Genomic DNA, 14,906 nt, shown 5'->3' on the forward strand with positions numbered 1-14,906 from the left:
CTTGTGACGCAGCCGCCCGATAACAACGATTATCCATTCTCGCCCGGTTCTCAGGCATCCGGACAAGACCCGACGGTGCATCATCCACCACCGCCGACGACTCGATCGAGTTCGATTCCGAAAATCCGTCCCGCTTCTCATGAGCGGATTCCCAAGGCGGGACAGACTCCGCAGCCAACCCCCACAGGCGATGAGCAGCGCGTCGGGCCGTACATTCTCCATCGTGAACTCGCCCGCGGAGGAATGGGCGCGGTCTTCCTGGGCGAAGATCCGGCACTGCGCCGCAAAGTCGCCATCAAGATCATGGCGAAGGAACTGCTGGCCGAGGATGACGCGGAGGTGCGCTTTGAGCGCGAAGGTCGCGCTGCTGCCAGCATCAATCACCCGAACGTGGCAATGATCTATATGGTCGGCGAGACGGAGACGGGCGCACCGTTCCTGGCGATGGAATTCATCGGCGGGGGCACGCTTTCCGACATCATCCGCAATCGGCAGCGCATCAGTTTCGCAGCCATCGCCGACGTGATGTTGCAGGCGGCGGAAGGGCTGCGCGCGGCCTATCGCGAAGGCATCATCCATCGCGACATCAAGCCCGGCAACATCATGATGACAGACGATGGGCTGGTGAAGGTCGTGGACTTCGGACTTGCGAAGTTCTTCAACGAAGACAGCTTTATGACGATGCAGGGCACGGTCCTAGGTACGCCGCGCTACATGGCGCCAGAGCAGACGCAGGCCCGCGAGGTCGACTACCGAGCGGACGTTTATTCGCTCGGTGCGACATTTTATCATGTACTGACCGGGCGGCCTCCGTTCGATGGCGATTCGCCCACGCAGATCATGATGAAACACCTGACATCGCCGTTGGTTCCTTTGCGGAGCATCAATCCCGACGTGCCGATGGAGTTCGACGAAGTCATTCGTCGGTGCATGATGAAGGATCCGAATGATCGCTATCAGGACTACGCAGATCTGATCAGCGATCTGTCGCGCATCAAGCTGCAATGCACGGCGCGAGAGCGTGGTTCTTTGGTGACCAGCAGTTCCGATTTGCCGACGATTCGCGTTGGTCCGGAAGGCCAACCGCTCCCGCCGGGCGCTTCCCCCGAGAACGCATCGGCGCCGGGAGCTGCCTCTTTCTCCGCACCTCCGCGCGGCTCTCTCACGATGGACATGGAGCCGGAGGGCGCTCCTGTTCCACCCTGGCGCAAGGCATTGTTGATCGGCGCCGGAGCAATTGTCGTCCTCGCAATCATCGTTGTTATCTCCTGGCCTTCGCCCGAACCCGAACAGAAGCCGGCAGGAGAGAAGAGCGGACTGGCAACGCTGATCGAGCGCCTGGTCGAAGAGCAGGCAGGCGGCGGCGAGCCGAATGTTCCCCAGCCAGACCCGAACTATCTGCGCTATCGAGCCACGCAGGAAATTCTGGAAGTTCTGGGCATTGGGTTGTTCACCTACCATGCCGAGCAGGGTGAGAAAGCACCGGGATTGCAGGAACTCGTGGAATCGGGAGTGGCCGTCGGCGATTTCGATCTGAGCGCGACCGGCAAACCGCTGGATGGCTGGGGACGGCCGTTCGACTACTCGCGTCTTCAACAGAAGATCTACTCCGCCGGCCTCGACGGAATCATTAGTTCGGACGACGATATCGAAGTGAATGCCGACGGCGAGATTTCGATCATCGATCAGGAACCATACGATGAGTTGCTCGAAGCCGAGAAACATCGCCTGGAATCGATCACCGGCAAGTCCTCCAGGGGCGGGCAATAATGCAGCGATTCCTGCGGCCGATTCGCGTATTCCTGACACTCCTTCCGTTTATTCTGAGTTTCCTGCGTGACTGGCAGCGCTTCATTATCTTCGGTGCACCCCGGAAGCTGACGAAGGCCGAGCACAAGGATCGCGCCCGGCGATTGGCGAAAACACTGGCCGACCTGGGGCCCACGTTCATCAAGGGCGGGCAGGTTCTCGGCATGCGCGAAGACCTGGTGCCGCGCACGTACACGCGCGAACTAAAGAAGCTGCAGGACCGCGTGCCGCCGTTCCCGACGCGCCAGGCGCTCGCCACGATTCGAGAGATGCTCGGTAGACCGGCTTCGGAGATTTTCGATTCCTTCGACTCGCAGCCAATCGCCGCGGCCAGCCTCGGCCAGGTGCACAAGGCGGTCTACAAGGGCAAGCCCGTGGCCGTCAAAGTGCTGCGCCCCAACGTCGAGCGCATCGTCGACATCGATCTGAGCGTCATCAGCTTCATCATCCAGCTCTTCAATTTCTTCGTCGACAGCTACCTCGTACAGAGCTTTTGGACGATTTATCTGGAGTACGCGCGGATGATTCGCCAGGAGATGGATTTTCGTTTCGAGGAGCGCAACGCCGAGAAGTTCCGGATCAATTTCGCGCGTGACTCGGAAGTCTCCATCCCGGAGTGCCACCGCGAACTGACGACCCGCCGGACTGTCGTCTTCGATTTCGTGGAGGGTGTGCGCATCGATGACGCCGAAGGCCTGAAGGCGATCGGTATTGAGCCAAAGGATCTCGTTCGCAAGATGATCGAGATCTACGTGCGCATGGCGATTGTTCACGGTTTCATCCACGCCGATCCGCACCCAGGCAACCTACTGGTCGACAAGGACCGTCGCCTCATCATTCTCGACTATGGAATGGCGCTGGAGTTCGACGATACGACGCGGCTGGAGTTACTTCGGGCCTGCTATTACGTTGTGAAGGGCAAGCTCGATCCGCTCGTCGATTGCTTCTACCGGCTGGAGCTTGTTTCGCCGGACATCAATCGTACGCTCGTTCGCGAAGCCGCCGAAACGTTGATCGCCGTTCAGTTGCGCGATGATTTTACACCGCGAATGATTCAGGACATCGCGGACGACATCCTCTCCACCTTCCACAAGTTCCCTCTGCGTATGCCACAGCAGTTGGTCTACTTGTTCCGAGCCTCTGCACTGGTCGAGGGCATCGGCATGAAGTACGACGCGTACTTCAGCGGCCTGCGCGAGGCGACGCCGATCATCAAGGACATGATCCGCGGCGTGGCACTGGAAGTCCGTCCGAGCGCGACCGAACTGGCGAAGCAGGTTGGCCAGAATGCATTCGATACAATCAAGTATCTGCACACGATCGTTGTGCGAATGGAGCGCGAGCAACAGCGGTTGCGACTGCATCAGGCAGACATGCGCCAGTTCCGCAGCTTCATGACGGCGTTCTTGCGGCGGCTGCTGATCGGTACGGCCTCGATCGGCGGCGGCATCGTGGCGTCGATCTTCTTCAACCGTACGGGATCGTGGTTGGTTTTGATTCTTCTCGGCCTTCCTAACCTGACGATCTTCCTGCTGTGCCTCGCTGTTCCGCTACAGCGTCGCGAGAGTCTTCGGCGCTAAGAAATCACAAATCGAGCGTGGCTGCCTTCGCGGGCCTTTGTGATTTCGAGGCGCGTGGGAATCTGCGTCTTCATGTCTTCGACGTGCGAAATCACACCGACCAGACGCCCACCGACCTGCAAGTCAAGCAGCGTGCGGATGGCGTGATCGAGTGCCTCAGGATCAAGGCTGCCGAAGCCTTCGTCGATGAAGATCGTGTCGAGTCGAATGCCTCCCGAATGCGCCGTCACAACATCTGACAGACCCAACGCCAAAGCGAGCGACGCCTGGAATCCCTCGCCACCCGAAAGCGTCGATACGGGGCGTGCATGGCCCGTGTATTCGTCGAAGACCTCCAAGTCCAGACCCCCTGCTCGGCGACGATCGACTCCTTCTTCCACGATGCGCAGGTTGTAGCGCTGGCGTGTCATTTCGGCTAAGCGAAGGTTCGCTGCGATCAGCACATCATCAAGCAATGATTGCAGGACGAAGCGCTGCAGGCTGACCCGCTTCTTGTTCGGCGGATTGCCTGCGATCGCTTCCGCAAGGGGCGACACGACGGACTCGAATTCCTCGCGCTGGGCTTTGATTTCGCCATCCAATGCTTCGAGTCGCTCAATGGCTTTCTGCGTAGACTGTACCCGGCTGGTCTCCGTCCCTCGTTGTTGATTGGCTTCGTCGATGGCTGTGGAAATGCGAGCCACGTCTTCTTCCAGAGCTCGAATGTCCTGAGGCTTCAAGCCGGCCGCATCCTCTGTTGCCTTCTTCGCACGATCGCGCGCCGATGCGAGATCCTCACGAAACGTCGCGATCTCGGATTCGAGTTCTCCGATCGCGGGGATGTCTGAGGATGCCTGCTCGTAGGAGGACTCGTCAAATCCCGCTGCCGCGCAGGCCTCTGCGAAAGCAGCCCTCTTGGTTTCTGCAACGGTTTCAGATGCCCGGGCGAGTTTTTCTGCTTCTTCTCGCTTCGAGCGTGCTCGGGCCAGTGTCTCGCGGGCATCCCCGGCGGCCTGACGTGCGCTGTCGAGAGCGGTCCTCAACTCTGCCAGCTTCGCCTCAGCTTTGCTGACCTCATTCTGCAGCGTTTCCGGTTCGCGCAACTCCGCGGGGATCCGCTTCTCCCGTTCAGCCAGAACCCCACGCGCAGATTCGAGAGCGGCGGAAGCCTGTTCCAGTGCGCTCGCGGCTGCTCGTCGCCGATCCGTGCTCTCTGCGATAGCCTTCCGCAAGTCCTCCAGTCGCTTGCGCAATGAATCAGCCTTGGCGGATTGGGACTCGGCCGATCTAAGGTCGGAGGCCAGTTCTTCGACTGTGATTTGCAATTCCTGCAGTGGTTTCGTCGCGGCATCCTGCAAGCTGTCGCGAATCGAAGCAGCCACCGTGCGCTTCTCGGTCTGCTGACGATCGTGCTTGGTGAACTGCGACTTGAGCTGCTCGAGCTCCTGTTCTGCCGAAGCGATTGATTGTTCGATCTTGGCGATTGCCTTCTCCGAAGGTGGCTCTTCGGCCGCGGTTGCAGGCTCGGGGTGATGCGTCGAGCCGCAAACGGGACAGGGCTCGCCATCGACCAACTCATCCGCGAGGATCGCGGCCTGCTGCAACTCGCGCGCACGCTGCATCTCACTGAGCTGAACGCGTAACCCTTTCAGTCGGACGTCGGCATCCTCGGCGTTCTTCTTTTCGATGTTCAGGGCGGAATTGAGCTCGGATAGCTCCGTTTCAAGGGCATCGAGTTTCGATCGATCGGTCAGAGCACGTTGCGCACGTTCTGCCGCAGTGCGCTTCCCGTCCAGTGCAGCAGTTGCAGTCTCAGAATCCCGCAGGTGACGTTCTGCATTTCGAGACTCTTCTTCCAAGTTCTCGCCAGTCTTCTCAGTCGCTTCCTTCTGCTTCCGCGCATCGATCTCGGCGGTCTTGGCATGCGCGAAAGTCCGTCGTGCCTCATCCAATTGTCCCACCGCTTCACGCAGGTCAGACAATTTGTGCAGGCGCTCTTCGATCTGGTGGCGTTCGGATTCGCGCCCTTCCTCGTTCTGAAGGCGATCCTCTGCCGTCCTCGCCGATTCCTCGGCGACCTTCAGAGACTCAATGGCCTTTGCACAGTTTTTCCCGGCGTCTTTTGCTTCGGTTGCGCGCTGTTTCGCGTCGTTCCGCAGGGGGAGTAACTTCTCGGCATTACGGGCAGCCTGCAGCCGATCATTCAGCGACGCGATCTGCGTCTCGCGTGCTTGAAGCTTTGCCAAGTGCTCGTCGGCTATCTTCCTCTCGGCCAGTCTTCGGTCCGCTTCGCGAGCAGCCTGCAGTGCGGACTGGGCTGTTTTCTCTTCTTCTGCCAGGCGCTTCAGGTCTTCCCCGAGCTCGCTAATTCGCTCTTCCAATTGCACGCAGCGTTCGGACAACTGCGCACTATTCTCGACACCATGCTGCGCGAGAAGCGCGGAACACAGCGACTGCTTCTCGCTCACTGCCTGTTCGAGCTTCTTGCTGGCTTCCTTCAGCGCAGCCGCGATGCGATCGTAGAGCACAACACCGAAGAGCGCCTCGAGAATCTCCTCGCGTTCTTTGGACGAAGCGCTCAGCACTTCGCGGAATCGTCCCTGCGGCAGCATCACAACATGGCGGAATTGATTCTGGCGAAATCCCAGTAAGGACTCGACCTTCTCTCCGACTTCCCGAACGCCGCTTGCCAAATGCTTCGTGTCTGTACCCACCACCTTCCACAAATCCGCCGTCGGATGGGAAGTCTTTGTCCCCTCGCCGCGTTGCTTCGCAATCTCCTGGCGCGGTTCGCGTTCAATGCGATAGCGTTCGCTTCCCAACTGAAAATCGAACCGCACTCGGGTCGGCGTGTCGGGCGAAGCGTAATCGCTGCGCATGCGCGCGGCATCACGCTCCCCGCCGGAGGATTCGCCATACAACGCGAAACAGATCGCATCGAGAATGGACGTCTTGCCGGCTCCCGTCGGACCGGTGATCAGGAAGAACAGCCGATCGCCCAGCTCGCCGAAGTCGATTGTCTGCGCCCCCGGATACGGACCAAACGCCGCCAAGTCTAATCGAACTGGTCGCATCTCAATCCGCCTCCCTCTCTTGAAGGCGAATGCGCTCGACAGTTTCGACGAACAAACGAACCTGCGCGTCGGAGGGAGGTGCGCCGGTTGTTTCTTCGTAGAACGATTTTAGCAATTCAACGTCGCTCAAACCGCCGGGCTTAGCACGGAAGCGCACCGTCTCGGCCGTCTCCTCCAGCCAGGGCTTCTCGATGTGCAGGACGTTTGGATAGACCTCGCGCAACCGGCCCATTGCGTTCAGGTGCAACTTCTTATCCGTCAGGCGCACGACCAGGTAATCGTCCGCGCTTTCGCCCGTTTGTGGTCCGCGTAGGATCTCGTCCAGCGTCCCCTCCACGCGCCTTAGATCGTGCCGTGGCGTCAGGGGGATGTCCTCGATGGCGCACTCGCCGCGGGCATTCATCTCGATGAGAGAGATGCCTTTGCGATGCGGGATTTCGCTGAAGCTGTACTTCAGCAGCGAGCCCGAGTATCGCACGCGGCCGCCGGCCATCTGCTGCGGCGCATGCAAGTGCCCAAGCGCCGTGTAATCGAATGGGGCGAACGTGCCGGCATCCACGGTGCCCGCCCCGCCGATCGACAGTGGGCGTTCCGATTCGCTCTCCATTCCTCCGGCCACAAACGCGTGCCCAACCAGGATCGAGCGTTCGCCCTTCGGATACCTCGCAGCGATGCCGTCGACGATGGCCGACATTGCAGTCTGGTGATCGGAGAGATCATCGCGGCCCAGGACATCGCGCACACCGGCGGGCTCCGTGTAGGGCACCGGGTACACATGCACCGGACCGTCATCATCGGCGAAAAGCACGGGATCAATCGTCGCCGGCAATGTCCCCGTCACGTGCACGCCTGCGCTGCGCAGGATTCGAGCGCCAAAGCCCAATCGCTCAGGGCTGTCGTGATTTCCCGCGATCATCACCAAGGGGATCTTGAGCCCGATCGCGATTCTCTCCAAGACATCGTCGAGCAATGAGACCGCCTCCGCAGGCGGAATGGCTCGATCATAGATGTCGCCGGCCACCAGGATCGCATCGGGCCGGGCATCGGCGGCCACGTCGATCAACTGGTCGAGCACATGCGCCTGATCCTCGGTCAGATGAAACCCGTGGAACAGTCGCCCCAAGTGCCAGTCGGCTGTATGAAGAAAACGCATCGGCTCCTCGCGCGAGCGGACAGGTGCGGGCATCATACGGACCCGGCGCCGGCGTTCAATGGGGAAAGGGCAAGTCCATAGAATCGCTTTGCCCGGTTCGAACTGTCCCATCGGACGACGCAGCCTCGCGCCAGAATGGCCGAATCGACAAGCTGACCGCTATCGCCAGAAGGGGCATAGATGCCTCGAGCTTGTCGCATAGATCACTGTATGCAAATGACTTGCGGGTATCGATGCGTCCCTGATTCAGAGCGCTGCCGCCGCCTCGTCCTCGTACGATTCCTGCGAACAGACTCTTTACAACTCCTCATGCCGACGAAGGACAAAGACCATGCACCGCAGGCCCCTAAAATTCCCCCTACACCTGTTCCTCGCGGTTTTCCTGCTGCTCGTCGGCACCGGATTCAGCCTCAGCCCGGAGCCGCGCACGAATCTGCTGATCAGCACACAGGACTTGGCCGATCGGATGAGCCATGGCGGGCTGATCATCGTACATGTGGAGAAGGATCGCGAGGGTAGCTTCGCCGAGGGTCACATCCCGGGCGCGCATCGGGTGACGTGGACGGACGTCGCCGTGGAGCGCGACGGTATCCCGAACGAGATTCCGTCGGTCGAAGAACTCGTCAAACTGATTGCTCGCCTGGGGATTCAGAAAGATTCCGCGATCGTTGTCTACGACGACGGAGCCGGGTTGGCGGCGGCGCGGGCATACGTGGTTTTTGATTACCTGGGGCTTGGCGATTCCACGGCAGTCCTTGATGGGCAACTGGCGAAGTGGCAGGCCGAGGAGCGTCCGATCTTCACTGACGAGGCCGCGCCGGGCAGCGCGGACTACATCCCTCACCTCCATCCCGAGGTCATCGTTTCGCTGGATGACATGAGGGACATCGTCTGGCTGAAACAGCACTTCTCCGGCGCGAACCCCGTGCTGATCGACGCCCGGCCCGAGTTCCAATATCACGGAGACAAGCCCGGCAAGGGGATCGATCGCCCGGGGCACATCCCCGAGGCACACAACATATTCTGGCGCACGACCCTAACGGATTCCGACGTCCCGGTCATGAAGTCCATCCACGAGTTGCGTCGGATGTACGAAGCCGCCGGAGCCAATCGGGACTCGCTCGTTGTTGCCTACTGCCGGACCGGCGGCCAGGCCTCGCAGACCTACTTCACCGCGAAGTACCTAGGCTACGATGTTCGGCTCTACGATGGTTCCTTCATCGAATGGAGCCACGCCGAAGGCACCGACGTGATCGTGCCGATGTACATCCATGAGACCGAGACTCGCGCGATCATCGAGCCCTGAGCAGCCTTCCCTCTGTCATGATTGGCGAATTCTTCTTTTCCCAGTGAAGAAACAGTCGTTATAGTTCGTATTGGGTTCAGAGGACAACAATCATGGCAAATCGTGCGCATCCCGGAATACCTTCGCGTGGATTCACACTGATCGAACTACTGATCGTCGTGGCGATCATCGCGATCCTTGCGGCCATCGCCGTTCCGAATCTCCTGACGGCCCAGACGCGAGCTAAGGTCGCGCGCGTTCAGGCGGACCAGCGCTCCATCTCCGTTGCCCTCGAATCCTACGCCGTGGACTGGAATACCTATCCCACGGACGCCGTCGGCAATGACTACAAGGGCCTCGTCAGCCTCACCACCCCCGTTGCCTTCATCACCAAGCTGCCGCAGGACCCCTTCAACAAAGGCTACATCGACGGGTACGCGGCCGTTGGCTCCGGCCCCATCGTCGAAGCGACTCTCGCAAAATACTACGAGCTAGGCACCGGTAGCACGTTCGGCCCCGGGATCAATTTCCCGGCGAACGTTTGGGCGATGGCTGCTTATGGGCCCGACCTCGACGACGACACGGATACGATCGGAAGCTATCCCTACACTTCCCGGGCGGTGCCCTACGATCCCACGAACGGCACCGTCAGCAACGGCGATATCTATCGCCTGGGCCCGAAGGACAGTCATCCGAACTACGTGGCGGATGTGAATCCGGAGGTTTACTGAGGGAGGAGATCAGATGAGACGGATGAGACGGAGAAGTCCTCTTGATCCACAGACTTAGATCTCGCCGCCACACCGTCATAACCCGGCCACCGGCCTTGCCCGGCTGGCATGGTTCCCGCCACACTTCCCGATGCGCCCGCGAAAGGGCGTGAAATCTGCCAGGGAAGGTCCGATATGGCCATGCGTTCGGATACGATCAAGAAGGGCTTCGAGAGAGCTCCGCACCGTTCATTGCTTCGCGCGACGGGCAATTTCCAGGAGGGTGACGAGAACAAGCCGTTCATCGCCATCGCCAACAGCTACGTCGACATCATTCCCGGCCACGCCCACTTGGACGTCGTCGGCGAGTTCGTGAAGCAGGCCGTTCGCGAGGCAGGCGGCGTGCCGTTTGTCTTCAACACGATCGGGGTCGATGACGGCATCGCGATGGGACATATTGGCATGAAGTACAGCCTGCCTAGCCGTGAGTTGATCGCCGACACCGTCGAGACGATGGTCGAGGCGCATCGGTTCGACGGTATGATCTGTATCCCGAACTGCGATAAGATCGTCCCCGGCATGATGATGGCCTCGATGCGCCTGAACATCCCGACGGTTTTCGTCAGCGGCGGCCCGATGGAAGCGGGCAAGACCTCTTCCGGCAAGTCCGTCGATTTGATCTCGGTGTTCGAGGGCGTCGGCGCGCGCAAAGACGGCAAGATGAGCGACGAGGAACTGACCGAGATCGAGAAGCTCGCCTGTCCAACCTGCGGCTCCTGCAGCGGCATGTTCACGGCCAATTCGATGAACTGTCTGGCGGAAGCGCTTGGCCTGGCGCTGCCCGGCAACGGGACCATCCTGGCAACGAGCGAATCCCGCGCTCAGCTCTACAGCCGAGTGGCCGAAGCGTTGCTCGCACTGATCGAGAAGGACATCAAGCCGCGCGATATCGTCACGCGCGACAGCTTCCGCAACGCGATGATCCTGGACGTTGCGATGGGCGGCTCAACCAACACCGTGCTCCACACCATGGCCGTGGCGGCTGAGGCGAAGGTCGATTTCACGATGGCCGACATCAACGAGATTTCCAAGGCCACGCCGAACATCTGCAAGGTCTCCCCATCGTCCCAGTACCACGTCCAGGATGTCCACGTGGCCGGCGGGATTCACACGATTCTCGGAGAGATCCGGCGCGGGCTGCCGGGCGTGCTGAAGGAAGATGCGCTGACGGTGACCGGCCAGACGATCGGCCAGAACATCGATCGGTGGGATGTGCGCTCAGCGGAGGCCCTGCGCGAAGCGCTGGTCGTGAACCAGACCGGCGGCGTGCCGTCCGGCAAGTCGGTGAAGGAACTGGGAATCGCCATCCGTGCGCAGCGCCAGGAAGATGGCGACAGCGCCACGGCCGTTGCTCTGCAGACGCGTGAACGCGAGATGCTCGTGGCCTGCTTCGCGGCGGCGTGGAATGCCCGCAATTCGAAGGCGCTGCTGGGCTTGTTCGATTCGAATGCCGAGATTGCCTCCTCCGAGCCCCACGAAGCGCGCCTGACCAGCAAAGCCGACCTCCGCAGCTTCTTCCAGCCGTTCCTGGCGGATGGCCCGGATGCAACGGTCGCCAGCATCGTGGAACTCGACGGCGAGCCCGCGGCGATCTTGTGGTCCATGGGCGCCAAGCCCGAAGCCCGCGGCGTCGTGTTGCTCGATGGTTTCAGCGAGGACGGTCAGTCCGTGACACATGCAACGATCCACTGGGAAGAAGCGTTGGCGGCCAGCGCACGCCCCTGCACCGTCGGCGAGGCGGGCGGCACATATCCATTCGCGCCGCCGAGTTTCGACCTGTTCGACTGCATCCGCCCCGCCGAGAAGGCGTACTCCAAGCAGGGCGGACTCGCTGTTCTGTATGGCAACCTCGCTCCCGAAGGCAGCGTCGTAAAAACCGCCGGCGTTGCCCCCGAAATGCTGCAGTTCACCGGCGAGGCGATCGTCTTCGAATCTCAGGACGACGCCTGCGAGGGCATCCTGGACGGCAAGGTTCACGAAGGTCACGTTGTCGTGATTCGCTACGAGGGTCCTCGCGGCGGACCGGGCATGCAAGAGATGCTGGCGCCGACCAGCTACATCATGGGCCGCGGCCTGGGATCGCGAGTGGCGCTGATCACGGACGGCCGCTTCAGCGGCGGAACGCGCGGCGCCTGTATCGGCCACGTGTCCCCGGAAGCCGCCGAGGGCGGCGCAATTGGCCTGATCAAGGACGGCGACAAAATCCGCATCGATATCCCGGCTCGCGAGATCGAGCTCCTGGTCGACGAGGCGGAACTGGCGAAGCGCAAGGCCGAATGGACCCCGCGCGAACCCGGTATCACAACCGGCTGGCTGCGGCGTTACGCGAAGTTCGTCACCAACGCGGCCAAGGGCGCTGTCCTGGAGTGCTGAAGCACGGCGAGGGGCTCTGACCCATCGTTTCCCTTGAAGGCAGGCCAGCGCCTCGGTTCACTACGTCGCCGCGGGGCAATCGGTATGGCCTCGCGCGACTTCCAGTGGGCCGGGACGCGTGACGACACAGTCTGAATACTCCACACCGATGATGCGCCAGTACATGGCGCTGAAACGCGAGCAGCCGGATGCGATTCTGCTGTTTCGGTGTGGCGATTTTTATGAGACTTACGCGGACGACGCCGAAGAAGCCGGCCGACTCCTGAACATCATCGTGACGCGCAAAGCCGCCGGCGGCGACGGCGACGTTGCCATGGCCGGCGTTCCACATCATGCGCTGGACAATTACCTCGCAAAGCTCGTTCGCCTCGGCAAACGCGTCGCCATCGCCGAACAAACTGAAGATCCGAAGCAGGCCAAGGGCCTTGTGCAGCGCGCCATCGTGCGCGTGGTCACGCCAGGTACGGCCGTCGACGACGCGCTGCTTGAGGATCGCTCAAATAACTATCTCGTGGCCCTGTGCGAAGGAAAGAACGGCGATTGGGGCGTCGCTGTGACCGACGTTTCAACCGGGTTCTTTGCACTGACCGAAGTCGACGCGGCGGACTCTCAGGCTAAGCTCGTCACGGAACTTGCCCGTTTGGACGCGCGCGAGATTCTCCTGCCGGAAGACCTTGAGGCATCTGCACTGCGCCCGCTGCTCGCTGAACGCGACATTCCGATCACGCGTCGCCGCCAAGAAGATTTCCGTCACGCAAACGCGCGGCGCTTGTTGCTCGATCACTTCAACGTGCAGAGCCTCGAAGGCTTCGGCGCGGAAGAACTCGAGACCGGCGTTTGCGCTGCCGGCGCGCTGTTGCGCTACATTCGCGAAACCCAGAAAACCGCCATCGGCCACATTGCCAATTTGCGCGTTCATTACGGCAAGCGCGCGATGGTGCTGGATGCCGTGACGCAGCGTTCGCTTGAACTTGTGCGCAACCTGCATGGCGATGGGCGCGAGGGGACGCTGCTTTCCATTCTTGATCGCACTGTCACGCCGATGGGTGCGCGCATGCTGAAGCGCTGGATGCTCGAGCCGCTCTGCGAACGTGCGGCTATCGAGGCCCGACTCGACGCGGTCGACAACCTGGTTGCTAGCCTCGACTTGCGAGAGAACGCCGGCGAGCTCTTGCGCGGCGTGAAGGACCTTGAACGCATCGTCAGCCGCATGAGTATGGGCGTTGCCAATCCGCGCGAAATGGCGGCGTTGCGGCTTGGCCTCGATCGTTTACCGGAATTGCGTCGAACGTTGACCGGTGCCAACGCTCCACTGCTAAAGCGACTCGGTGAGGAACTGAATCTTCTGGAAGATCTGCGGCGCGAAGTCGCCACGGCCCTTGTCGAGGAACCGCCGGCAAATCTGCAGAACGGCGGCGCGATTCGCGACGGGTATTCGGATGAGCTCGATGAACTGAAGGCCGTTGCGCGCGATTCAAAGACATGGATCGCCCAGTTCCGTGCGCGCGAAGCCGAACGCACCGGCGTCGACAAGCTCAAGATTGGCTACAATCGCGTCTTCGGCTACTACATCGAAATTACGCACGCGCAGATGCGCCAGATTCCCGGCGGCGAACCGCCGGAGGATTACATCCGCAAGCAGACACTGACGAATTCAGAGCGCTTCATCACGCCGGAGTTGAAGGAAAAGGAAGACATCATCCTTCACGCCGAGGAGCGGCTCGTTGCGCTGGAGCAGCAACTCTTCGATGCGCTCCGCCGTCGTGTGGCGGATCACGCGGTGGAGATTTTGCACGACGCGGAAGTCATTGCGAATGTCGATTGCCTGCGGTCGTTCGCGGTGGCCGCAATGTCCGGCCGATACGTTCGGCCACGCATCAACGAAGACGATCGACTCGAAATCGTCGATGGCCGCCATCCCGTTCTGGAAGCCATCCAGACCGATCCGCCGTTCGTGCCGAACGATGCGTTGATGTCTCCGGACGATTGCCAGATCGCATTGATTACCGGGCCGAACATGGCCGGCAAGTCGACGTATATTCGCCAGGTCGCGCTGATCGTTCTGATGGCGCACATGGGATGTTTCGTCCCGGCGGGGGAGGCCGACATCTCGCTCGTCGATCGCATTTTCACGCGCGTGGGCGCCATGGATCATCTGGCGCGCGGGCAGTCGACGTTCCTGGTGGAGATGACCGAGACAGCGAACATCCTTCGCCATGCGACGACAAGTTCGCTGGTGATTCTCGACGAAATCGGACGCGGCACCAGTACCTACGATGGTCTTTCGATCGCATGGTCGGTCGTGGAGTACTTGCACAACACGCCCGGCCGCACGCCGAAGACTCTCTTTGCGACGCACTACCACGAGCTGACAAGTCTCGAAGGTCCGTTGCCGCGGCTTCGCAATCATCATGTCGCGATTCTCGAGGAGAAAACTCGCGTTGTCTTCCTCTTTAAGGTCATCCCCGGCGCGACGGATCGAAGCTACGGCGTGCATGCGGCGGAATACGCCGGCGTGCCCGCGGATGTCGTAACGCGTGCGCGGGAGATTCTCGGCGGACTCGAACGCGGTGAAGCCGTCGCGCCGCGTGTTGCGAGTGGCGAGAAGATCGTTGAAGGAAAGAAAGTGCGCGGCAAGAAGGCCGCCGCCATTCTGCCTCAAGCCGATCCGTGGGAAGACCAACAGCTCTCGCTGTTCGATTCCGCTCCGCCTCACGAAGCTGTCGAGCGCCTCAAGAAACTCGATCCCAACCGCCTCACGCCGATGGAAGCCCTGGCCGTCCTGGCCGAACTGAAGAGGTTGACGGACGATTCCTCCTGAAGAATCGCCGATCTTTGGCATAATCCTTCGCCTCATTGAATAATGACGTTGATTTCCCTCCG

At 60.9% G+C, this 14,906-nt stretch carries 7 protein-coding genes and 1 pseudogene; 6 read left to right on the forward strand and 2 right to left on the reverse strand.

Annotation, left to right across the window (positions count from 1 at the left end; all coding sequences use genetic code 11):
• The first annotated feature begins 3 nt into the window (after positions 1-3).
• A complete protein-coding gene (locus KQI84_05995; GenBank protein ID MCB2154418.1) occupies positions 4-1,770 on the forward strand; it encodes a serine/threonine protein kinase in 1,767 nt (588 codons plus the stop codon).
• Positions 1,770-3,389 (forward strand): hypothetical protein, encoded by a 1,620-nt coding sequence (locus tag KQI84_06000; protein MCB2154419.1) that lies wholly within the window; start codon positions 1,770-1,772, stop codon positions 3,387-3,389. The genes KQI84_05995 and KQI84_06000 overlap by 1 nt, the downstream gene beginning before the upstream one ends.
• On the opposite strand, the gene KQI84_06005 is transcribed toward KQI84_06000, so the two are convergent.
• Positions 3,386-6,442 carry an AAA family ATPase gene (locus KQI84_06005; protein MCB2154420.1) on the reverse strand — a complete coding sequence of 1,019 codons (3,057 nt, stop codon included), beginning with the start codon at positions 6,440-6,442 and terminating at the stop codon, positions 3,386-3,388. The two genes, KQI84_06000 and KQI84_06005, sit on opposite strands and share 4 nt — an antisense overlap.
• A gap of 1 nt (position 6,443) precedes the next feature.
• Positions 6,444-7,595, reverse strand: a complete 1,152-nt coding sequence (locus tag KQI84_06010; protein MCB2154421.1) for an exonuclease SbcCD subunit D — start codon at positions 7,593-7,595, stop codon at positions 6,444-6,446.
• A 331-nt stretch (positions 7,596-7,926) separates the two neighbouring features.
• Between KQI84_06010 and KQI84_06015 the strand changes: the two genes are divergently transcribed.
• The 4 genes and pseudogenes from KQI84_06015 to mutS all read left to right on the forward strand — a co-directional run bounded on the left by KQI84_06015 (position 7,927) and on the right by mutS (position 14,844).
• Positions 7,927-8,901, forward strand: a complete 975-nt coding sequence (locus KQI84_06015) for a hypothetical protein (GenBank protein ID MCB2154422.1) — start codon at positions 7,927-7,929, stop codon at positions 8,899-8,901.
• A gap of 92 nt (positions 8,902-8,993) precedes the next feature.
• Positions 8,994-9,098 (forward strand): annotated as a pseudogene (locus tag KQI84_06020) (prepilin-type N-terminal cleavage/methylation domain-containing protein).
• A 693-nt stretch (positions 9,099-9,791) separates the two neighbouring features.
• Positions 9,792-12,023: a dihydroxy-acid dehydratase gene (locus tag KQI84_06025; GenBank protein MCB2154423.1), complete on the forward strand. Its 2,232-nt coding sequence runs from the start codon at positions 9,792-9,794 to the stop codon at positions 12,021-12,023.
• 118 nt (positions 12,024-12,141) lie between these two features.
• Positions 12,142-14,844 carry a DNA mismatch repair protein MutS gene (gene mutS, locus KQI84_06030; GenBank protein MCB2154424.1) on the forward strand — a complete coding sequence of 901 codons (2,703 nt, stop codon included), beginning with the start codon at positions 12,142-12,144 and terminating at the stop codon, positions 14,842-14,844.
• The last annotated feature ends 62 nt before the right edge of the window (positions 14,845-14,906 follow it).

It is taken from the genome of bacterium (genome assembly GCA_020444065.1).
Taxonomy (GTDB): Bacteria; Sumerlaeota; Sumerlaeia; order SLMS01; family JAHLLQ01; genus JAHLLQ01.